This window comes from Vogesella mureinivorans (genome assembly GCF_007644035.1).
In the GTDB taxonomy this organism is placed as follows: Bacteria; Pseudomonadota; Gammaproteobacteria; order Burkholderiales; family Chromobacteriaceae; genus Vogesella; species Vogesella mureinivorans.
In genome coordinates this window covers 125,606-147,824 of sequence record NZ_VMTV02000165.1, presented here as the reverse complement: position 1 = coordinate 147,824, position 22,219 = coordinate 125,606, and the positions used below count along the sequence as shown (strand labels likewise).

Genomic DNA, 22,219 nt, shown 5'->3' with positions numbered 1-22,219 from the left:
CTGTCAGCAAAAAGCCCCGGCACAGACACCGGGGCTTTTTTGCGTCTAATGCTGCGCCAAAGGTTGGCCGCAGCCTGCTTGCGGCCAACCTTAGCGGCTGATCTCGCGGTAGGCCTGGCACGGCAGCGAAAACACCGCACGGTCTTCCAGCCGTACAGCGGTGAGGCTGCCGCCCCACAAGCAGCCGCTGTCGATAGCCAGCACGTCGTCATCCATATGCAGGCCCAGCGCCGACCAGTGGCCGCAAATGATCGGCGTATCCACACTACGGCGGGTAGCCGCCTCGAACCACGGCAGCAGGTGCGGTGGCGCGCCGTCCAGCTCGCCCTTGTAGGACAAGTCCAGCTCGCCATCCTGGGTGATAAAGCGCATGCGCGTCATGGCGTTCACGATCAGCCGCAGGCGGTCCATGCCTTTCAGGTCATCCTGCCAGCGCACCGGCTTGTTGCCGTACAGCTTGCCCAGAAACTGGCGGTGGTGCTTGCCGGACAGCTCGTACTCCACCTCCTCGGCCAGGCGCAGCGCCTTTTTGATGCTCCATTCCGGCAGCAGGCCGGCGTGCACCATGGCGTAGCCCTGTTCGTAGATCATCAATGGCTGGCAACGCAGCCAGTCCAGCAGCACCTTGCTTTCGGCGGCATCCAGAATGGGCTGGATGGTGTCGTCGGCGTGTACCTTGCCGTAGCCTTCAGATACCGCCAGCAGGTGCAGGTCGTGGTTGCCCAGCACCGTTTGCACGCAGTCTTGCTTGTCGAAGACCCAGCGCAGCACCTGTAACGACTCGGGGCCACGGTTGACCAGGTCGCCGGTGAGCCACAGCGTGTCGCGGCCGGGGTTGAAATCTATCTGGCGCAGCAGCGCCATAAAGGGCGTAAAGCAGCCCTGCAAATCGCCAATCGCGTAGGTGGCCATGTGTTTTTCCTGTACAGATCGCGGCCGGGTTGGCCATAGCGCATGCCGCTAGCCAGATGATAATGGATGCGCCGCTTGCCGTCGCCGCTGCGCAAGGGCGGCCATGCGCTACAATGCGCGCTGTCCATGAAAGATTGACGACGCCCCATGTCCCTGCTGCAACTGAACCCGCCCCAACGCGACGCCATCAAATACGTGGACGGCCCCCTGCTGGTGCTGGCGGGTGCCGGCTCCGGCAAAACGCGCGTCATTACCCAGAAGATCTGCCACCTGATCCGCGAATGCGGCTACCAGGCCAAGCATATCGCCGCCATTACCTTTACCAACAAGGCCGCGCGCGAAATGCTGGAACGGGTGGGCAAGCTGATGGACAGCCGCGAGCTGAAGGGCATTACCGTGTCCACCTTCCACTCGCTGGGCATGCACATCCTGCGCCAGGAAGCGCCGCATCTGGGCTATAAAACGCAGTTTTCCATTCTGGACAGCTACGACGCCGCCAAGATCATCTCGGACATCCTGAAAAGCACGCACAAGGACGAAGTGCGCAAGGTACAAAGCCGCATCTCGCTGTGGAAAAACGAGCTGCTGGACGCCGACGCCGCGCTGGTGGCGGCCGATAATGAATTCGACCGCATCTGCGCCACCACCTACAGCGCCTACCAGGCCACGCTGATGGCCTACCAGGCCATGGACTTCGACGACCTGATCCGCCTGCCGGTGGGGCTGTTCCAGACCCACCCCGAGGTGCTGATCAAATGGCAGGGCCGCCTGCGCTACCTGCTGATCGACGAATACCAGGACACCAACACCTGCCAGTACCTGCTGGTAAAGCTGCTGGCCGGCGTACGCGGCCTGTTTACCGCCGTGGGCGACGACGACCAGAGCATCTACGCCTGGCGCGGTGCCAATATGGAAAACCTGCGCCTGCTGCAGCACGACTTCCCGGCGCTGAAAATCGTGAAGCTGGAGCAAAACTACCGCTCCACCGCGCGCATCCTGCGTGCGGCCAACTCGGTGATTTCCAACAACCCCAAGCTGTTCGAAAAGCAGCTATGGAGCGAGCTGGGCCTGGGCGAGCCGATTCACGCCGTGATGTGCAAGGACGAAGAGCACGAGGCCGAAATCGTGGTGCAGCGCCTCTTGGCGCACAAATTCGAATACCGCACCGAGTTCAAGCACTACGCCATCCTGTACCGCGGTAATTACCAGTCCCGCGTGTTTGAAACCGTGCTGCGCAACCAGCGCATCCCCTACCAGATGGCCGGCGGGCAGAGCTTTTTCGACAAGCCGGAAATCAAGGACGTGCTGGCCTACCTGCGCCTGATCGCCAACCCGGACGACGACCCGGCGTTTATCCGTGCGCTCACCACGCCCAAACGCGGCGTGGGCGCCACCACGCTGGAAAAACTGGGCGCCAGCGCCGCGCTATTCGACAAAAGCCTGTTCGCCAGCGCGGGCGAGCCGGGCTTTCGCGTACAGGTACAGGACGCCCAGCTCAAGCCGCTGGAAGACTTCTGCCGCTTTATCACCAGCCTGCAATACCGTGCCACGCGTGAACCGGCCGGCGAGCTGGTGATGGACATGCTGAAAGTCATCGGCTTCGAGGCCTGGCTGTACGACAGCGAAGACAGCCCCAAGGCAGCGGAAAGCAAATGGAAGAACGTGTTCGAGCTGGTAGCCTGGCTGCAGCGCAAGGGCGAGGCCGACAGCAAGAACCTGATCGAGCTTACCCAGACCATTGCGCTGATTACCATGCTGGAAGGCCGCGACGAGGGCGATGTCGACGCCGTACACATGTCCACCCTCCACGCCTCCAAAGGCCTGGAGTACCCGCACGTGTTTCTGGTGGGCTGCGAGGAAGGCATCCTGCCGCACAGCGAGTCGGTGGATAACGGCATGGTGGAAGAAGAACGCCGCCTGATGTACGTGGGCATTACCCGCGCCCAGCGCAGCCTTACCCTCACCTACTGCGTCAAACGCCGCCGCGCCGGCGAATGGCTGTTTGTCGAGCCGTCGCGCTTTATCGGCGAAATCAATGGCGACGACCTGCGCCATTTCGGTAAAAAAGGCGGCGAGCCCATCGTTAGCAAAACCGAAGGCAAAAGCCGCCTGGCCAACCTGACTGCCATGCTGGGCAGCAAGGTGCAAAAAACCGACGATAAAGCACCGTAGCCACGCCCCTGCCACCCAGCACCGCAAAAAACAAACCCTGTCTGCCTACGCAAACAGGGTTTGTTTTGTACAACTACGCCGCACAAAGGCGGCGCAGTGTATTACTTGGCCGCATTGACCAGGTAGGAAACCGCAGCCTTGAATTCTTCATCAGAGCCGGTGAAACCACCTTTAGCCGGCATGGCATTCAGGCCTTTGGTAGCAGAGGCCAGCAGGCCATCGTCACCTTTGGACAGACGCGAAGCCCAGGCAGCCTTATCGCCAAACTTCGGCGCACCAGCCGCACCGGTAGCGTGGCAAGCTACACATACACTTTCATACACTTTCTTGCCAACGACAGCCGGGTCCAGCGCCGCACCGGCAGCCGCTGCACCACCCACTGGCGGCTCGGTAAACTTGCCACCTGCAGCGTTGCCCATATAGGCCACGGCGCGTTTCACTTCGTCGTCGGTCAGGTCTGCCGCACCACCTTTGGCCGGCATGGCGTTAAAGCCTTCCAGTGCGTGTTTCACCAGGGTATCCCAGCCCTGCCCTACGCGAGCAGTCCAGGCAGCGGCATCACCGAACTTGGGCGCGCCAGCCAGGCCGGCGCCGTGACAGGTAATACAGATACCTTCATAAACTTGCTGGCCGGTTTTCATGCCTGGGGGCGCATCGCTGGCCTTGGCTTCGCCAACCGGCTTCAGGCGGGCAGCGACAGCTTCCTTGGTCATCACTTCTGCGTTGACATCAAAGCCGCCGGTGGCCAATTTGGCCAGCAGATACACTGCTACTACCAACAGCACGACAACACCCAGCAAAACCGGCACGATCTTGCCTGGGGCTTTGGTTTCGTTGCTCATTCCTGCCTCACCTGAATTAATAATGACAATCCGAAGAATAGGGAAATTATACGGCAAAGCCATGCTGCGGCAAAATGTCCCATCGATAATGTTTGCGCAAACGCAATGGCGCTAGACGAAAACACCATGCATGGGCTATATTGCGCGGCTTGCGTGTACCCGTAGCTCAGTTGGATAGAGTGTCAGCCTCCGAAGCTGAAGGTCGCTGGTTCGACTCCAGTCGGGTACGCCAACCTCCCCCTGCTTCACCCTGTATCCGCACCTGCCTGCTTTCCTGTACTGCCCTAGCCGCTCCGTGTTTTTCATAGCGCTGCCGTAGCCAATTCAGCACACGTGCGCTGCCGAACAGACCAGCCCGCACTACCCGCCTATAACCCTCGTGAACCTTACTGTCTTACTTTCACGAGCACCGCCGCATGACACGCCACCGCAGCCACCCGCGCCGTAGCAATATGAACACTGGCCATGCCAGCCTGCTGGCGGTGCTGCTGTGCACGCTACAGGGCTGCAGCACGCTGCTGCCGCAAGAGCCGGCGGCCACCGCGCTGGTGCTACCCGCAAGCTGGTCTGCCACGGATGCCATGCCAGCGGGTGACTTGCGCGTAGCGGGTACGCCACTGGCCGACTGGTGGCTGCGTTTTGACGACCCGCAGTTGGCCGCACTGGTACGCCAGACGCTGCTGGCCAATACCCGCCTGCAGGGCGCACAGGCAGCGTTACAACAGGCGCAAGCATTACGCGATGTGGCAGCCGCCGCCATGTGGCCGGCACTGGGCGCCTCGGCGTCGGCGCAGCGCGGCAGTGCCGGTGGCCATAGCACGGGTAACCGTTTGCAGGCGGGGCTGAATGCCAGCTGGGCTATCGACCTGTTTGGCGGCCAACGTGCGGCGCTGGCCGCCGGTAACGCCAGCATGGCCGCCAGCCAGGCCAGCTTGGGCGACGTACAGGTGCAGCTCGCTGCAGAGGTCGCGCAGCATTACCTGCTACTACGCAGTGCGCAGGCACGGCGGGCCATCGCCACGCAAAACCTGGCCAGCCAGCAAGACATACTGCAGCTGACCCGCTGGCGCCAGCAAGCCGGCTTGCTGGGTGCGCTGGAAGCCGAGCAAGCGCAGGCCGCCACCGCGCAAAACCAGGCGCTGCTGCCTGTGCTGGATAGCAGTATTGAACAAAGCCAGCACGCACTGGCGGTGCTCACCGGCCAGCCACCGGCCAGCCTGCCGGCGCTGCGCGACCCGCGCCTGGCCGGCCTAATACCACAAGTGCGCGAGCGCATCATGCCGGCGATACCGGCCGACACCCTGCGCCAGCGGGCTGACATTCGCGCCGCCGAATACCAGGTCGCTGCCGCGCTGGCACGCGAGGGGCAAGCACAGGCACTGCGCTGGCCCGACTTTGCCATTGGCGGCTCGCTAGGCGTAGAGGCCGCTACCGCTGGCGGCCTGAGCCACGCCGGCGCCGTGCTGGGCAGCCTGCTGGCCAGCATCACGCTGCCGATTTTTGACGGCGGCACCCTGCGCGCACAGGTAGGCGTACAGCAAGCAGCGCTGGCGCAAGCGCAGCTGGCCTACCGCGGGGCAGTACTGACCGCGCTGCAGCAGGTAGAAGATGCGCTGGCCGCCCTGCGTGGCAACCAGCTGCGCGTAGCCAGCCTGCAGCAGGCTGCCGATGCCGCCGGGCGCGCAGCCCGGCTGGCGCGCCAGCGCTACGACAGCGGGCTGATCGACTTCCAGAACGTACAAGAAACCCAACGCACACAGTTGGCCGCACAAGACAGCCTGGCCAGTGGCCAGGCCGATATTGCCAGCGACCATATCCGCCTGTTCACCGCACTAGGGGGTGGCTGGCGCCCCGACACACCGGGCACACCACCATGAACCAAACTACCCCCATTACCGCGGCCCCCACCAGCCCCCCACCCGGCAACGCACTGGGCGAGCTGCTGGGCGAGCCACCCCGCCGCCCCTGGTACCTGCGCCGCTGGCTGTGGCTGGCCGTGGCTGCACTATTGTTGGCCGCAGGCGGCCTCACGTGGTGGTGGCAGGCGCGCGCCGCACGCGCCGCCCCCAGCTACAGCACCGTCACCGTGGGGCGCGGCGACATTACCCTGACGGTAACGGCCAACGGCACCGTACAACCTACCCGCGCCATCAATATCGGCAGCGAGCTATCCGGCACGGTACTGAAGGTCAATGTGGATGTGAATGACCCGATCCAGCGCGGCCAGGTACTGGTGGAGCTGGATACCGCCAGGCTGCACGACCAGATACTGCGCTCGCAGGCGGCGCTGGCCGCCGCCCGCGCACGACACCAGCAAAGCGCTGCCACGCTGGCCGAAGCCAACGCCATGCTGGCGCGGCAAGAGGCCGTGGCCCGCCTGTCGGGTGGCAAGGTGCCCGCCCAGGCCGAGCTGGACAGCACACGCGCCACGCTGGCACGCGCCCAGGCCGAGCACGCCAGCACGCAAGCCGGTATCAATGATGCGCAGGCGGCGCTGTCCACCGACCAGACCAACCTGGCCAAGGCGGCCATCCGCGCCCCGGCCGACGGCGTGGTGCTGACCCGCTCGGTCGACCCGGGCAATACCGTGGCCGCCTCGCTGCAGGCCGTTACCCTGCTGACCATCGCCGAAAGCCTGAACCGGCTACGGCTGTGGGTCTACGTGGACGAGGCCGACGTGGGCGACGTGAAAGTCGGCCAGCCAGCCACCTTTACCGTGAGCGCCTACCTGGGCCGGCCGTTCCCGGCACGCGTCACCCGCGTGGGATTTGGCCCCACCCTCACCGACAATGTGGTGACCTACCTTACCTACCTGGACGTAGACAACAGCGACCGCAGCCTGCGCCCCGGCATGACCGCCACCGCCAGCATTGTGGCCCGGCAGCGCAAGAACGTGCTGCAAGTGCCCAACGCCGCCCTGCGCTACACCCCCAGCAACGCTGCGGCCAACGCGCAAAAAGGCCTGGCCGGCGGCATCAGCTTTGGCCCACCCAAAACCGAAAGCCAGCGTAAAAGTGCAGCCGATAACGCCAGCACCGCCATGGCACGCCGCGTCTGGGTCTTGCCCGCCGCCATCGCCGGGCATGGCGCCGCCGTACCGCTGGCGGTCGCCGTACTGCCCGGCATCAGCGACGGCCACATGACCGAAATCACCGGCGGCGACCTGCAAGCCGGCATGCAGGTGATCACCGCCCAAAAAACGGCGGCCGCGCCATGAGCCCGCCGCTGATCCAGCTGCGCGGCGTCAGTAAACGCTACGGTAGTGGTGCCGCCGGGCTGCTGGCGCTGCAGGCCATCGATCTGGATGTCAGCGCCGGGGAGTTTGTCGCCATCATGGGCCCCAGCGGCTCGGGCAAGTCCACCGCCATGAATATCCTGGGCTGCCTGGACAGCCCCAGCAGCGGGCAGTACCTGTTCAAAGGCATGCACGTAGAGGCGCTGACCCGCGACCAGCGCGCGCGGCTGCGCCGGCGCTACCTGGGCTTTGTGTTTCAGGGCTTTAACCTGCTGGCGCGCACCTCGGCACAAGAAAACGTGGCGCTGCCGCTACTGTACCGTGGCGACAGCAGCCGCACCCGCACCCTGGCTGCACGCCAGGCGCTGCAAGAAGTGGGGCTGGCCGGCTGGGAGCAACACACCCCCGCCCAGCTATCCGGCGGCCAACAGCAGCGCGTGGCCATTGCCCGTGCCATGGTTACCCAGCCCGCCGTGCTGCTGGCCGACGAGCCCACCGGCAACCTGGACACGCTGCGCAGCCAGGAAATCATGGGCTTGCTGCTGGCGCTAAACCGCGACCACGGCATTACCGTGCTAATGGTCACGCACGAGCCAGACATGGCCAGCTACGCCCACCGCCTGGTGCGCTTTGTCGATGGCCGCATCGCCAGCGACCAGGCCAACCCGCACCCCACACCCGGCAACGTGGCGCGAGCGCCGAGCGAGGTAAGCTGATGCTGTTTAGCATACTGATGCTGGCTCTGCGCTCGGTACGGCGCAATATGCTGCGCTCGTTCCTTACCATCCTGGGCATTGTGATTGGCGTCAGCGCCGTCATCACCATGGTGACCCTGGGCAACGGCGCCACCCAGGCTATTGAGGACAAGCTCACCAGCCTGGGTACCAACTTGCTGATGGTGAGCCCCGGCCAACGCCTGGGCGGCGGTGGCGGCGGCGGTGTACCGCAGTTTATCGAGGCCGACGGCGATGCCATCCGCGCCCAGATCGGCGGCGTGGCCGCCGTGGCCCCGCAGGGCCGCGCCAACGCCACGGTGGTAGCCAACGGCCGCAACTGGGCCACCACGCTGGTCGGCAGCAATAATGCCTGGTTCGACACCGGCAACTGGCAGCTGGCCAGCGGGCGGCAGTTTACCGACAACGAACAACAAGCCGGCGCCGCCGTCTGCCTGGTGGGCGAAACGGTACGGCGCGAGCTCTGGGGCAACACCGTGGGGCAAACCGGGCTGGGGCAACCCTTGCGCGTGCGGCAGTTTTCCTGCGAGGTCGTGGGCGTGCTGGCGGCAAAGGGCCAGGGCGGCATGGGCGATCAGGACGATACGGTGCTGCTGCCGCTACGCACGCTGCAGCGCCGCGTGACCGGCAGCCACAAGGTAGGCATTTTGCTGGTTTCCATGCAGCCCGGCAGTGATAGCGGCCCGCTGAAAGCCAGCCTGCGCCAGCTGCTGCGCGAGCGCCGCCACCTGGCCGAGGGCGACGACGACAACTTCAATATTTTCGATACCCAGCAGCTGGCACAAACCCTGTCCAGCACCATGGCCGTACTTACCAGCCTGCTGGGCGCGGTGGCGGCGGTGAGCTTGCTGGTGGGCGGCATCGGCATCATGAACATCATGCTGGTGAGCGTGACCGAGCGCACACACGAAATCGGGCTGCGCCTGGCGGTGGGCGCGCTGGAAGGCGAAGTGCTGCTGCAGTTTTTGATCGAAGCGGTCGTGCTGTCGGCGCTGGGTGGCATGATCGGCATAATTGTGGCCACCGTGGCCTCGTACTGGTTATCCCGGCTGATGGGGGTGCCCTACCAGTTCGACCTGGCCATCAACCTGATGTCGCTGGTGTTTTCGGCGGCCATTGGCGTGCTGTTCGGCTATATGCCCGCCCGCCGCGCCGCACGCATGGACCCGATAGAAGCGCTGCGGCACGAATAAGCACACGGCAGCAAAAAGCCCCACGCCGCTTGGCCGTGGGGCTTTTGCACGATGAACCTGTGTTTATTTACTGCGTTCCAGCACGCCAACCACACGCGTCAGCACAAAACGGTCGTCCACAAACTGGCGGATCTCGGCGCGCACCGGGTAGGAATGAATGCTAAGCATCACCCGCGCCGCGCGCAGCGCCTCTTCCTGTGTGGCGTGAATGGGCCCGCCCTCGTCCACCCCGAAATAGTCGGAAATCAAGCGCACGCGAAACATGGCAAGCTCCTGCTGTTATTTTATTGCGGCCAACCTACCTGGCCCACAATACAGGCTTGCCATTGCTTCTATAATTCGCATTTTTCACCCTCTATCAGGGCAAAGCCCGCCATAAACAAAAAGCCAACACAATGTTGGCTTTTTTATCTGCTGGCACCGGGCTGCGGCTTATTTTCCCTGCACGTTTTGCCCTACCGTACCGCGGACCTCGTCCAGCAGCACCTGCACCGGCGCTGCCTGGCTGCCCCAGTAACCCAGGCGCGCCATGCAATCGATGGCCACCAGCGCGGCATCGCTCATGAACTGCCCATTGATGATGTGCTGCTCTACCTCGGCCAGCGTCATCAGCACGTGCTCGGCCACTTCGCCGTCCTGGTTTTGCGGGATATCGCCCTGCGCCAGCCAGATATCGTAGACAAACAGCCATTCGCGGTGCAGGCCACGGGCTACCGGGCGGGTCGCCAGCAGCAACGCCTGCTGCTGCAGCGGTGACAGCTGCGCGGCCTGCATGCCGGCTTCTTCCCAGCCTTCGCGCAGCAGCGCGTCCATGATGCTTTCGCCGGCGGCCACGCCACCACCCATCAGGTTATCCAGCCGGTTGGGCGCCACGTCCTTGAACGGGCTACGCCGGCCTATCCACATGCGCACTTCGCCATCGGGCATGCGCGTGAGGCCATTCAGGTGTACGGCACGGCTGGTGAGGCCCAGCGGGCGGAAGGCGGCGCGTTCCAGTTCGAAACAGGGGGTACCGTCTGGCAGGTAGGCAATGAATTTCTCGTTGCGCCAGCCGCTAAACCAGCCGGCATCGCGCCAGGTTTCAGCTGCGGCCTGCAGCAGGGTGCTGCGTGCGCTGTAGGACATATCGGTGGCCAGCAGCTGCATCACACCCGCCTCTAGCGCAAACAGCTCGCCGTGGTGTGCCAGCAGGCGCTCGCGCCATACCTGATTGATAAAACCGATAGGCGCACCACCCAGCGCCAGTGGGATAAACGCCGTTTGATCGTAGCGGATGGTTTTTTCCAGCAATCCGGCAACGCCTTGCACCTGCATGACAACTCCCTGCTGCTTTCGTGAAGGCGCCATCTTACGGAGATTGCGCAGGCTATGCCTTGCTTTGGCTGGTGCAGGCGGGCTGTCTGCCGGCCTGCGTGCGCAGATGCAACACTTCTATAAAAATGACATGCAGTTTTGCTGACACATTGCCGAGTGCAATGCAAAAAGCCGCAGTCGTTTGACTGCGGCTTTTTTAATTCTGGTCGGAGTACAAGGATTTGAACCTTGGACCCTCTGCTCCCAAAGCAGATGCGCTACCGGGCTGCGCTACACTCCGAACAAGACCCGAACTATACCGATAGATTTTCAGACCGTCAAGCCCCTGCCCCATATTTTTTCAGCCAGGCCCGATTGGCGTGCCGGTGCGTACTGCACGGCGGCCTGCAGCACCGCCAGGCTACCTGCCAAAACAAAGTGCTGCCGGGCACGGGTGATGGCGGTGTACACCAGCGAGCGGGTCAGCGTGGCGGTAGGCTGCGGCGGTAAGGCCAGCCACACGCTGCCAAATTCGGAGCCCTGCGATTTATGCACCGTCATGGCGTAGACGGTGTCGTGCTCTGGCAGGCGGGCGGGCGATACCTCGCGCCAGCCACCGTCGGTAGTGGGGAAGATCACGCGCAGGCGGCCGTCGCGCGCCACGGTCAGGCCGATGTCGCCGTTGAACAAGCCCACGCTATAGTCGTTGCGCGTAATCATCACCGGGCGGCCGGGGTACCAGTCGCTATCGGCCGGCTTGCGCCCCAGGCGCACCAGCTCGGCGCTGATTTGTTCGTTGATCTGCGTAACCGCGTGGCGCTCTGCGGCCAACAACATGCACTGGTTGAAGGCGGCAAACAGCGCAGGCCAGTTGTCGCCCTCGCCCAGCGCGTCCAGCGCTTGCCAGTAGCCGGCGCGCAGCGCGTGCAGGCCGGCGGCGTCGGGCAGCTGCAGCTGGCTGGTAATGTCCAGGTTGGCCGCATCGGCCAGCAGCGCGGCCACCTGCGCCGTATCGCCGGCGTTCACCGCGCGGGCCAGGCGGCCAATGCCGGAGTGCTCGCCAAAGCGGTGGCTTTTTTCCAGCACCACCACGCTGTCGGCCAGCATGGCGCCATCGTCCACCTGCCCTGGCGGGGTGATGCCCGCCGCCTGCAGCTGCGCCGCCGTGGCCGTGCGCCAGGCCTGCTGGCTGCACAGGTCCCCCAGCACGGCGCCGGCATCTACCGAGGCCAGCTGGTATTTGTCGCCCAGCAGAATCAGCCGGGCATGCGGCGGCAGCGCGGCCACGGTTTGTGCCATCAGGGTGAGGTCTACCATCGAGGCTTCATCCACCACCAATACATCAAGCGGCAAGGGGTTGGCCGCATGGTGGCGCGGGCGGGCGGTGCCGGGCAGCAGGCCGATGAGGCGGTGCAGGGTTTGCGCCTTGTCCGGTAGCTGGGCGCGGGTGGCCTCGGCCACCGGCAGCGCGTCGCGGGCAGCGCGTACCGACTCGGTAAGCCGCGCGGCGGCCTTGCCGGTGGGCGCGGCCATGGCCATCACCAGCGGGCGGCCGGACAGCGCCGCCAGCGCGGCCAGCAGCCGCACCACGGTGGTGGTTTTACCGGTGCCGGGGCCACCGGAAATCACCATGAAACGGTGCTGCGTGGCCAGCCATGCGGCCAACCTTTGCCAGTCGCCACGCGGGGCGCCGGCAAACAGGCTGTCCAGCACGCCGTCCACGTCGCCAGCCAGCGGCTGCGGGTCGGCAGCCAGCGCCTGCAGGGCGGCCACCAGGCGGGTTTCGTCCTGCCACTGCCGCGCCAGATACAGGCGGCCACCGTCGTCCACAATCAGCGGGGCGTAGTCGCCGGGGCGGCCCGCCAGCGGGCTGTGGCGCAGCAGGGCGTAGTCGTCCCGCGTGAGGCCGGCCAGGCACACGTGCCCGCTGGCCAGGGCGGCCAACAGGCGCTGCAGCACCGGCTGCAGGGCGGCGCCGTGCTGCGGATCCAGCCGCGCCATCAAGCCGGCCAGCTGTGCCGGCAGCAGGCTTTCCGTGGTGTCCATCTGCTCGCTCATGCCTTGCCCAGCCTGGCTTCCAGCGCGTCGCATACGGTGGTCAGCACCTTGATGCGGGCGTAGTACTTGTTGTTGGCCGGCACCAGTGTCCACGGCACGGCGCTGGTACTGGTGCGGTCTATCATGTCGCACACGGCAACCTTGTAGGCGTCCCATTTGTCGCGGTTACGCCAGTCTTCCTCGGTAATCTTGAAGCGCTTGAAGCCGGTTTCCTCGCGCGCCTTGAAGCGGGCCAGCTGCTCGTCGGCGCTGATGGCCAGCCAGAACTTCAGCACGATGGCCTTGTTGTCGGTGAGCTGGTGCTCGAAGTCGTTGATCTCGTAATAGCCGCGCATCCAGTCGGCGGTGTCGGCAAAGCCTTCTACCCGCTCCACCAGCACGCGGCCGTACCAGGTGCGGTCGAAGATGGTGACCTTGCCCTTGCCCGGCACCTGGCGCCAGAAGCGCCACAGCCACGGCATGGCGCGCTCTTCTTCGGTAGGCGCAGCCACCGGCACCACGCGGTACAGCCGCGCGTCCAGCGCCTGGGTAAGGCGGCGGATGGCACCGCCCTTGCCCGCCGCATCGTTGCCCTCAAACGCCAGCACCAGCGAGTGCTCGGCAAAGCGCGGGTCACGCGTTAGCCCGTTGAGGCGGCCTTGCAGCGCGGCCAGCTGCTGGCGGTAGTCGTCTTTGGATAGCGTCTGTTCCAGCTGTAGCGATTCCAGCAGCAGCTTGTTGTCCGCCGGGGGCGTGATGGGGGCCACGTCCGAGCGCGGGTGCCACGATTCGTCTATAGCCAGGCGCTGCTGCAGCGCCTGCAGCAGGGCACGCCCTACCGCCAGGCTGCGGTAGTTGGCGTCTTCGCCGTCCACCACCAGCCACGGCGAGTAGGCGGTATTGGTGAGGCGCATCATGTGCTCGGCGTTATCGCGGATGCGCTTGTACTGCTGGTGGTGCTGCCAGTCGGCCTGGCTCACGCGCCAGGCAGTGGCAGGGTCTTTTTCCAGTGTGCGCAAGCGTTTGCGCTGTTTTTCTTCGGTCAGGTGCAGCCAGAATTTCAGCACCAGCACGCCGTCGTTGGACAGCATGCGCTCGAAACGCAGGATATCGAACAGCTGCTTGTCGAAGGTGTCGCGGTTGATCTTGCTATCCACGCGGTCAAACAGCGCGTCGGAATAATAAGACCCAAAAAACATGCCGATGCGGCCCTTGGCCGGCAGCTCGCGCCAGTAGCGCCACATCCACGGGCGCTCGCGCGCGTCGTCGTTGGGGGTGTCAAAGGCAGCGGTGTGGATCAGCCGCGGGTCTAGCCATTCATTGATCTGGTTCAGCATCTCGCCGCGCCCGGCGCCGTCCATGCCGTGAATCAGGATCAGCACCGGAAACTGGCTGCGCTGTTGCAGCTCGTACTGCGCTTCCAGCAGCGCTTCGCGCAGGCTGGCTTCTTCGGTTTTATAAGCTGCCTTGTCGATGACGTGGCCGATTTCGGCTGATTCGAACATGGTTTTCTTTCCTGTCTGGTTGGCCGCAGCACCGGCGGCACGGCATGACATGATTGTAAGGCCGGAGCGGGCTGTGCAGCCAACCCGGTTTCAGGCGGCCACGAACAGCGCGTCCAGCGCCGCCAGCAGCGCCTCGTCTGGCGCATCGCACCACACGCCCTGCCCGCTGCCGTCGATGCCGCGCAGGTACAGGTAGCGCACGCCGCCCAGGCGCAGCTGCGGGGCGCGCTGGGCAATATAGCGGCGCAGCGCCACGCAGTAGATCAGGTACTGCAGGTAGTAATGCTCGCGCGCAATGGATGCGGCCAACTGCGGCGTGCCGTAGTCGGCGTAGCTGTCGCCCAAGTGGTTGGACTTGTAATCCACCAGCCACAGCGCGTCATCGGCAATGAACACCAGGTCGATAAAGCCTTTCAGATAGCCCTGCACCCGCTCGAAGCTGAGCTTGGCGGCAGCCTCGCGCAGCGGCGCGGCCAGGCCGTGCGCCGGGTGGCACAGCACGGCTTGCAAGGCGGCCAGGTTCAGGCCGTTGGCCGGCAGGGTGAATTCCATCTCCACGCGGCGGCGCGCCGGTGGCACCTCGGCCAGGCGCACGCCGGGGGCCAGCTCGGCCTGAATGGCCGACTGCAGCATGGCCAGCGCGGCGTCTTGCCACTGCGCGTCAAAGCCATGGCGCTGCAGCGCCTCGGCCACCACCTGCGGCCAACCCTGTGGCCGGGTAAAGTCCACGCGCTCGAACATATCGTGCAGGCAGGTACCGGCGCGGGCACCACGCGGGAAGGCAAAACGGTCGGCCAGCTGCTCGGCGGCGGCCACGTCCTGCAGCGGGCCGTGGTCGTGGTCCGGCACCTCGCCTGCCTGTGCCGCGCCGCCGCCGTGCAGGTGGCGGGTCAGGCTGCTAAAGCTGCTTACCCACCACGGCGTGCGCAGGCGGCGGCGCACCGTGGCCAGCTGCGGGGTAAAGCTGTCTGCCTGCAGCGCGGGCAGCGTGTTCATGGCCACGTTCACGCTGCGGCAGTGCACCGCGCCGGGCTGGCTGCGGGCGTAGGCGGCCAGGTCGGCGCTGATGGCGGCGTCGGACAGCGGCGTGTCTTCCAGGCTGGCCAGGTTGGCCGCATGCCGCCCGTGCAGCAGCCACGATAGCGCGGCGGTCTGCATCTTTTGCACGTGGCCCCACACTATGTACTGGCGGTGCTCGGCGCGGGTCAGCGCCACGTACAGCAGGCGCAGTTTTTCGGCCAGGATCTCGCTGCGGGCGGCGTCGCGCGCGGCGTCGCTTACCAGCTCGCCGGGTGCCAGCCACGACTCGCCGCCATCGCGGTAGCGCCAGAAGGTGGTATCGCGGCGCTCCAGCGCGCCATCCCACAGGAAGGGGCAGAACACCAGCGGGTACTGCAGGCCTTTCGAGGTGTGGATGGTGACGATCTTCACCAGCTCGGCGTCGCTTTCCAGCCGCAGCAGGGCTTCCTCGCCGGCGGGCGGGCTGGCCACGGCGGCCTCGAACCACGCCAATAGCGGGGCCTGACCGGCGATGCGCTCGGCTTCCTGCTGCAGCAGCTCGGCCAGGTGGCCCAGGTTGGTCAGGCGGCGTTCGCCGTCCGGCAGCGGCAGCAGGCGCGCGGCCACGCCCTCGCGCGCCATGAAGCCACGCCAGGCGGCCATAAAGCCGCGCTGCTGCCACTGCTTGTGGTCGTCGTGGTTGGCCACCAGCCGCGCTTCCCACGCCGCTTCGTCCTCGGCCAGCTGCAGCAGCTGCGCCGCGTCCAGCCCCAGCAGCGTGGTGGCGCACAACACTTTCAGCCGCGTTTCGGACGCCGGCTCGGCCCAGGCGCGCAGCAGCGCCAGCAGCTCGGCGGCCTCGTGGCTGGCAAACACGCTTTCCTGCGTCAGCGCTACCGCCTTGACGCCACGTGCGGCCAGGGCATCGCGCACCGCGTCGCCCTGACGATGGGTGGCCACCAGCACGGCCATATCGCCACCGGCCAGCGGGCGGCGGCTACCGCCCTTTTCCAGCTGCGCCTTGTCCTGGCGGGCCAGCGCCAGCAGGCGGGCGATCTCGTGGGCGGTGGCTTCGGCGGCGTATTGCGTGGCCTCGGCCTTGTTCACGCCTTTATCGCTATCGCTGGCAGGAAAAGCCAGCACGGTGAGCGCGCCGTCGTCGTCGGCTACGTGCAGGGTGCTGCCGCCGCTGGGCGCGGCGTCGACTTGCGGGTAGTCGATGCCGTCCAGCAGAAACGGCTGCGGCCGGTCAAACAGCTGGCTCACCGCCGCCACCAGCGGCGGCTGGCTGCGGCGGTTGGTCAGCAGGGTGTATTGCTTGTCGGCCGGGGCGTCGTCGCGCGCGCTCAGGTAGGCAAAAATATCGGCGCCGCGAAAGCTGTAAATGGCCTGCTTGGGGTCGCCCACCATGAACACCGGCCGCGCCTGCTGCACAAAGGCGCGGCGGAAGATGCGGTACTGCAGCGGGTCGGTATCCTGGAATTCGTCGATCAGCGCTATGGCAAAGTCGGCGGCGATGCGTGCGGCCAACCGTGCACCGTGCTCGGGGTCGTCCAGCGCCGTGGCCAGGTCGGTGAGCAGGTCGTCAAAGCCACGGCTGCGCGTGGCGCGGCGCTGCGCCACGGCGTGCTGGTCTATCCACGCGATCATGGCCAGCTTGAGCCCGGCAATGTTCTGTGCCAGCTGCCGGCTGTAGCTGTCCCACGCGGCCAGCCAGCCATCTACCAGGGCAAACAGCCGGTGCTGCGGCGCGCTGTGGCCCTTGTTGACGCCCTTATCCAGCTGGCTTTGCCCCAGGCGCGCCAGGTCTTTGGCCTGGGTGGACGATAGCTGCGGCAGGCTGGCGTCGGCGGCCAGCATCTGCAGCAGGCGCACGTAGCGCTGGCACTGCGCCGGCTTGTAGCTGGTCTGCTTTAGCCCTTCTGCGGCCAACACTAGCGTGCAGCCCTCGGCCAGCGTGGCGCTATCGGCCTGCAGCGGTGCCCAGGCTGCGGCGGCAGCTTCGCGTGCGGCCAACAGTGCGGCGCTGTCGATGCTTGGGGTGCGCAGATAGGGTTTGGACAAATACGGCCGCACCTCGGCCAGCCAGGCGTCCGGCGTATCGCCGTTTTCGGCCAGCACCTGCGCCAGCGCGGGCTGCGCCACGATGTGCGTGCGCCAGAAATCGTCGGCCAGCTGCTGCAGGTCGGCGTGGTTGTCGGTGGCCAGCTCGGCGGCGAAGGTCTGGCCGCTATCGAAGGCGGCGTCGGTAAGCACGCGCTGGCAAAAGCCGTGGATGGTGTAGATGGCCGCCGCGTCAAAATCATTGATGGCCGCCCGCAGCCGCTGCTGCGCCAGCGGCATGTCGCCTGCGGCCAACCTGTGCGCCATGGCCTGCAAGAACGGGTCGCCCGTCGCGCCGCCGTCCAGCACCTGCTGCAGCTCTACCAGGCGGCGGCGCAGGCGCTCGCGTAGCTCGGCCGTGGCGGCCTTGGTGTAGGTCACCACCAGCAGGCGGTCCAGCGTGGGCGGCGGCGTGCCGTCCGGCGCGTCCTCCAGCAGCAGGCGCGTGTACAGCGCGGCAATGGTCCAGGTCTTGCCGGTACCGGCCGAGGCTTCGATCAGGTTGATGCCCGACAGCGGGCAGTTCAGGGCGTCAAGGGCTTGCATGATCAGCCTCGGTAGGATGGCTGACTTTCACGCCATCATCTTTCCTAATATACAAAACAAGAAAATAAACCAAGAGAAGTGTCATTTTCGAATATTCAGGAAATCCAAAATTTAGCGAATCTCCATGCAAAACAGAATTCCTAAAATTGGAAACTTTCTCTTTGCCATTATTTAAGAAAACATTCCAAGCAAAAATACTAGATAAAAAATCAATCCCACTGTTTTTATTTGCAATTTCAAGCTTTACATAAAGCCCACTCACATATTTATCTTTTTTATCATCACCAACAAAATAAAACTTACCATCTGCTTTTGAAAAAATAAATCTCTTGAAAGCAAGATACTCAGTCAAAATACCCTCAAAAATACTCAAAAGCAAACAAACAGCACCAGCATGGAAAGCATTATCGTACAGAGAAAACGCCTCCTCTATCAAGCCCACACGTTCTTTGCTAAAGGACGGCTTATCATTACCCACTGAAACCACGCACAAAGCCTTATAATTACTAATAAGCTTATCTCTAAACCGCTCATTTCTCATCAAGTCAGTATTACCTGAAGCATCTGACGGCCTATTAAAATCGACAAACTCAATCAAGTCTCTAAATGAGAAAAAATCCCCAAGAGATTCCAAATCAACAACCTGCCCATCAAAGACTGCAATAAAATTATCAACATAAGGCTCAGCATAAAGGGCAGCTGCACCATATAATTTTAATCTTTCAACAGTCACACCAGAATCACTCAAAGCTGCGGCAATCTCATTAGGCTTTTTTAGTAAATCAGAAATAACAGCCGACTTCTTCCTGCCAGAATAGTTATCACGACCAGACACCTTACTTACTCCTTTATCATTTGCAACGCGCCCACCAGCGGCGCCAGCAGCGTATCGGCCAGCTGCGCGAATAACGGGTCGGACAGCGGCTCCAGGTGGCGGAAGGCCAGCAGGTTGGCCGCGTCGTCGCGCTGCGGGGTGCGGCCCAGGCCGGTGAAGTCGGGCGACCATTCGTTTTGCGCGGCGCCCATTTGTTTGCCGGGCTCGGCGCGGGCGTAGGCCAGCGAGGTGCGGGCAAAGAACGGCAGCGGCTGGCTTTGGCCCTGCAGGTAGCGCGCCATCCACGCGGCCAGCAGCGCGTGGGCGTCCAGCGGCTGGCCGTCACGACTACTGGCACTCAGGCGGTGTACGCCGTCGTCGGCGTACAGCACGCTGTCGGTGGCGATGCCGGGCAGGCCGGCGGCCAACCTCACCAGATGCTCCAGCCACAGGGTGATGAACTCGGTGGCGTAGGCTTTGCGCGGTACCACGCGCAGCAGGCCTTCTGGGCGCAGGCCGGCCAGCTCGCCGCTAAGCATCACCCCACCCAGCTGTAAGCGTACCGGCTGCGGCGGCAGGGTGTCGGCCAGCAGGCTGGGGGGCAGGCGCGCGGCAAAGCGGGCGCTGGCGGCGCGTTCTTGCGCCAGGCAGGCGTCGCCCAGCGCGGCATCGGGCAGCAGGCCCTGCCCGGCCAGGCGGGCTTCGGCGTGGCGCAGCGGCTTGCCGGCCAGCAGGCTGCCGACCAGGGTGTCGCGGATGTCACTGCGGCTGTCGCGGTCGATGGCAAACGGTTCGCGCACCGGTAGCTCGTCGGCGTGGCGCGCCAGCTTTAGCCCCAGGCGGTCGGCCAGCCAGGCGCGTACCGGGTTGCGCCAGAAGCGCAGGAAATCGGCCAGCAGCACCACCGGCGGTGCCACGGCGGGCAGCGTGGTGGCAAACGGCTGCGCGGCGGCGGCCGGCTGCGCCAGGGCAGCGGCCCACAGCGGCTCGTAGCTGGGCAGGCTGCCGTCGTAGCTGCGGCGGCTGAAGGGCTGCAGCGGGTGGCGGGTGGTGATGGCGGGCGCGATGTCGCCGCCGCACATGCTGGCCAGGGTATCCAGCAGCTCGGCTACCAGCGGTGACGGCGGCAGCGGTTCATCACTGCGCACGCTGCGGCCCACCCAGCTCAGGTACAGCGCGTCGCGGGCGGACAGGATGGCTTCCAGAAACAGGTAGCGGTCGTCGAAGCGGCGCGAGCGGTCGCCACGGCGCGGGTTGCGCGCTACCAGGTCGAAGCTGACCGGGCGCTCGTCGCGCGGGTAGGCGCCGTCGTTCATGCCCACCAGGCACAGTACGCGGAACGGGATGGAGCGCATCGGCACCATGGCGCAGAAGGTAAGCCCGCCGGTAAGAAAACCGCCGCTGGACGACATGTCCAGCTGGCGCAGCACGGCGTCGCGGATCACCGCCAGCGGCAGCGCGCCGTCAAACTGCGCCAGCGTGGCGTCGGCGGTGAGGGTGTCGGCAATGCCGTGCAGCAGCTGCAGCGCGGCTTCGTCGGCTTCGTCTACCAGAAACAGCTGCGCGGCGGCGTCGCGCAGGCGCTGGGCCCAGCCGGCCATGCTGGCGGGCTGCGCCCAGTCTGCGGCCAACCCTGCCAGCACGTCGTACAGGCTAGCCAGGCTGGCGAGCTTGTCGGCGGCCTGGCCCTGGGCGGCGCTATCGGGCAGCAGGCCGGCAAACAGCGGCGCACCGTCGCCGGCCAGGCTGGCGGGCAGCATGGTGCCCAGCAGCAGGCGGTCCAGCCCCCAGCGCCAGGTGTGCGTGGGCTCGGCGGGCAGGCCGAGCCGGGCTTTGTGCGCGGCGTCGCGCCCCCAGCGTATGCCGGCCTGGCGCACCCATTGCGCCAGCAGGCTGACGTCGTCGTCGGCCAGGCCAAAGCGCGCCAGCAGCGCCGGGCAGTCCAGCAGGGCCAGTACGTCGCTGGCGGCAAAGCGCGAGTCGGCCAGCTGCAGCACGGCGCCAAAGGTGGCCAGCAGCGGCACCTCGCGCGCCAGGCGGCGGTCGGCAATGCTGTAGGGGATGGACGGCGCGTCGCTGCGGTAGCCGAATACGGCGTCGATGTACGGCGCGTAGGCGTTGATATCGGGGGTGAGTACGGCGATATCGGCGGGGGTGAGCGTGGGGTCGGCAGCCAGCAGGGCCAGCAGCTGGTCTTTCAGCACCTCCAGCTCGCGCATGGGGCTGTGGGCGATATGGCAGCGGATGGACGCATCCCCCGCGCTATAGGGTGCCACGTTGGCCGCAGGCGGGGTGAGCGTGAGGATGTCGTGCTGCAGGCGCGTCAGCAGGCTGTGGCCGTCCGGCGCCATGAAGGCCGACATGGGCTGCGCGATGCCGCCGGCCAGCTCGTCGAAAAAGTCGCGCCCCTGCTGGCCCAGCGATGCCAATAGCGGGTGGCCGCCGGCGCTGGCGTCGTCGCCAAACAGCGTTGCCTGGCGGCTGCGGGCTTGCAGGTCGCCCCAGTAGGCTTCGCTGGGGTTGAGCAGGAACACATTCACCTCGGTGAGCTCGGCCATGCGCTGCAGCAGCGCCAGGTACATGGGCGCCAGCGTGGCGATGCCGAACACCGACACGCGCTGCGGCAGGTGCTCGCTGCGCAGGCGGGCAAAAAAGTCGTCCAGCATCATCACACGGTGGCGGCCGGGCACCTCGGCGGCCAACCTTTGCCACAGCGCAGCCTGCCAGGCTTCGTCCTCGCCCAGCCCCAGCAGGCGGCCGGCTTCCCAGGCGCGTATCCAGTCGGGGCGGAACACCAGGTATTGGTCGTAGATATCGGCAATCTTGCCGGCCAGCTCAAAGCAGGCCAGCGGGCCGCCCTGCAGGTAGCGCTGCAGCGGGGTAAACGGCTCGCCAGCCAGCGTGGGCAGCACGTCCATCAGCCGCCAGCACAGCACGTCGGGGGCAAAGGCGGATTTGGGCGGCAGCTCGGGCAGCACGGCCTGCATCAGCCGCCAGCCAAAGCCGGCCGGCAGCACGAATTCCAGGTTGGCCGCCAGGCCGCGCTGCTGCGCCAGGTTCAGCGTCAGCCAGCGCCCCATGCCCCGGCTTTGCACCATGATGACCTCCGGCGCGAACGCATCGGCCAGCGGGCTGTCTGTGAGATGGCTGTACAGAATGCCCAGGGCTTCCAGGCGGTTGGATTGATACAGGTTCAGCGGCATGGCGCAGGCTATGGCGTGGTCATCGACCCCGGCAGTTTAGCATTCTGCCTGCTGTACAAAGCGGTATGATCGCGCCGCATGACATTTATCTACATTGAGGCTTCACCATGGATTATCAGTTTCTGAAACACGCACACGCCGGGCTGGCGTATCTATCGCTTACCCTGTTTGCTGCCCGCGCCGTGCTGTCTTACACCCGCCCTGCCCTGCTGCAGGCGCGCGCACTGAAAATAGCACCGCACGTGGTCGACACCGGCCTGCTGGCCGCCGCCATCACGCTGGCGGTAATGGCCGGCCTGTCGCCGCACAACCAGCCCTGGCTGGCGGCCAAGATCGCCGCGCTGCTGGCGTATATCGCGCTGGGCACCATCGGCCTGAAAAAACTGCACGGCTCGCCCCTGCGCGCCGTGGTGCTGGCCGCCGCCATGGCCATGCCCATTTACATGATTGCCGTGGCCAAAACCAAGCTGGTGTGGCCGTTCTGACAGGGTGGCCATCCGGACATGGTCATAGAAATGCTTTTCGAATAAAATGTTGCCATTTACTTGGCTGGCGACACAAATATGAACATCAGGCCTATCAGCTGCGTGCTGACGACCCTGTTCCTTGCCGCTTGTGGCGGGGGCGGGGG

At 65.2% G+C, this 22,219-nt stretch carries 15 protein-coding genes and 2 tRNA genes; 7 read left to right on the top strand and 10 right to left on the bottom strand.

Features of this window, described 5'->3' with window-relative positions; genetic code table 11:
• Positions 1 to 90: 90 nt before the first annotated feature.
• The gene (locus tag FLQ44_RS06280; protein ID WP_147693575.1) at positions 91 to 912 is read right to left on the bottom strand and encodes a symmetrical bis(5'-nucleosyl)-tetraphosphatase; all 822 of its coding nucleotides are present in this window, start codon (positions 910 to 912) and stop codon (positions 91 to 93) included.
• A 147-nt stretch (positions 913 to 1,059) separates the two neighbouring features.
• Between FLQ44_RS06280 and FLQ44_RS06275 the strand changes: the two genes are divergently transcribed.
• Positions 1,060 to 3,084, top strand: a complete 2,025-nt coding sequence (locus FLQ44_RS06275; protein ID WP_147693574.1) for a UvrD-helicase domain-containing protein — start codon at positions 1,060 to 1,062, stop codon at positions 3,082 to 3,084.
• A 101-nt stretch (positions 3,085 to 3,185) separates the two neighbouring features.
• On the opposite strand, the gene FLQ44_RS06270 is transcribed toward FLQ44_RS06275, so the two are convergent.
• Positions 3,186 to 3,926 carry a c-type cytochrome gene (locus tag FLQ44_RS06270; protein WP_147693573.1) on the bottom strand — a complete coding sequence of 247 codons (741 nt, stop codon included), beginning with the start codon at positions 3,924 to 3,926 and terminating at the stop codon, positions 3,186 to 3,188.
• A 155-nt stretch (positions 3,927 to 4,081) separates the two neighbouring features.
• Here FLQ44_RS06270 and FLQ44_RS06265 point away from each other — a divergent pair.
• From FLQ44_RS06265 to FLQ44_RS06245, 5 genes are all read left to right on the top strand, one after another.
• A tRNA-Arg gene (locus FLQ44_RS06265) sits at positions 4,082 to 4,158 on the top strand.
• 184 nt (positions 4,159 to 4,342) lie between these two features.
• The gene (locus FLQ44_RS06260) at positions 4,343 to 5,803 is read left to right on the top strand and encodes an efflux transporter outer membrane subunit (protein WP_147693572.1); all 1,461 of its coding nucleotides are present in this window, start codon (positions 4,343 to 4,345) and stop codon (positions 5,801 to 5,803) included.
• A complete protein-coding gene (locus FLQ44_RS06255) occupies positions 5,800 to 7,143 on the top strand; it encodes an efflux RND transporter periplasmic adaptor subunit (RefSeq protein WP_147693571.1) in 1,344 nt (447 codons plus the stop codon). The genes FLQ44_RS06260 and FLQ44_RS06255 overlap by 4 nt, the downstream gene beginning before the upstream one ends.
• The gene (locus FLQ44_RS06250; protein ID WP_147693570.1) at positions 7,140 to 7,877 is read left to right on the top strand and encodes an ABC transporter ATP-binding protein; all 738 of its coding nucleotides are present in this window, start codon (positions 7,140 to 7,142) and stop codon (positions 7,875 to 7,877) included. Before FLQ44_RS06255 ends, FLQ44_RS06250 begins: the two co-directional genes overlap by 4 nt.
• Positions 7,877 to 9,088, top strand: coding sequence for an ABC transporter permease (locus FLQ44_RS06245; protein ID WP_147693569.1), 1,212 nt, complete (start codon positions 7,877 to 7,879; stop codon positions 9,086 to 9,088). The genes FLQ44_RS06250 and FLQ44_RS06245 overlap by 1 nt, the downstream gene beginning before the upstream one ends.
• A 63-nt stretch (positions 9,089 to 9,151) precedes the next feature.
• On the opposite strand, the gene FLQ44_RS06240 is transcribed toward FLQ44_RS06245, so the two are convergent.
• The 8 genes from FLQ44_RS06240 to recC form a co-directional block, all read right to left on the bottom strand.
• On the bottom strand, positions 9,152 to 9,352 hold the full coding sequence (locus FLQ44_RS06240) for a hypothetical protein (protein WP_147693568.1): 201 nt from the start codon (positions 9,350 to 9,352) through the stop codon (positions 9,152 to 9,154).
• Positions 9,353 to 9,520: 168 nt separating this feature from the next.
• Complete coding sequence (locus FLQ44_RS06235) at positions 9,521 to 10,402, bottom strand: NUDIX hydrolase (protein ID WP_147693567.1); 882 nt, start codon at positions 10,400 to 10,402, stop codon at positions 9,521 to 9,523.
• 203 nt (positions 10,403 to 10,605) lie between these two features.
• Positions 10,606 to 10,682, bottom strand: a tRNA-Pro gene (locus FLQ44_RS06230).
• Positions 10,683 to 10,711: 29 nt separating this feature from the next.
• A complete protein-coding gene (recD, locus tag FLQ44_RS06225) occupies positions 10,712 to 12,439 on the bottom strand; it encodes an exodeoxyribonuclease V subunit alpha (RefSeq protein WP_240801197.1) in 1,728 nt (575 codons plus the stop codon).
• Positions 12,436 to 13,923 (bottom strand): polyphosphate:AMP phosphotransferase, encoded by a 1,488-nt coding sequence (gene pap, locus FLQ44_RS06220; protein ID WP_147693566.1) that lies wholly within the window; start codon positions 13,921 to 13,923, stop codon positions 12,436 to 12,438. Before pap ends, recD begins: the two co-directional genes overlap by 4 nt.
• 90 nt (positions 13,924 to 14,013) lie before the next feature.
• Positions 14,014 to 17,571 carry an exodeoxyribonuclease V subunit beta gene (gene recB / locus FLQ44_RS06215; RefSeq protein WP_147693565.1) on the bottom strand — a complete coding sequence of 1,186 codons (3,558 nt, stop codon included), beginning with the start codon at positions 17,569 to 17,571 and terminating at the stop codon, positions 14,014 to 14,016.
• On the bottom strand, positions 17,558 to 18,406 hold the full coding sequence (locus tag FLQ44_RS06210) for a hypothetical protein (protein WP_147693564.1): 849 nt from the start codon (positions 18,404 to 18,406) through the stop codon (positions 17,558 to 17,560). The genes recB and FLQ44_RS06210 overlap by 14 nt, the downstream gene beginning before the upstream one ends.
• Positions 18,407 to 18,411: 5 nt before the next feature.
• Complete coding sequence (gene recC, locus FLQ44_RS06205) at positions 18,412 to 21,588, bottom strand: exodeoxyribonuclease V subunit gamma (RefSeq protein ID WP_147693563.1); 3,177 nt, start codon at positions 21,586 to 21,588, stop codon at positions 18,412 to 18,414.
• A 107-nt stretch (positions 21,589 to 21,695) separates the two neighbouring features.
• Here recC and FLQ44_RS06200 point away from each other — a divergent pair, with 107 nt between their 5' ends.
• Positions 21,696 to 22,073, top strand: a complete 378-nt coding sequence (locus FLQ44_RS06200) for a SirB2 family protein (protein WP_147693562.1) — start codon at positions 21,696 to 21,698, stop codon at positions 22,071 to 22,073.
• Positions 22,074 to 22,219: the final 146 nt, after the last annotated feature.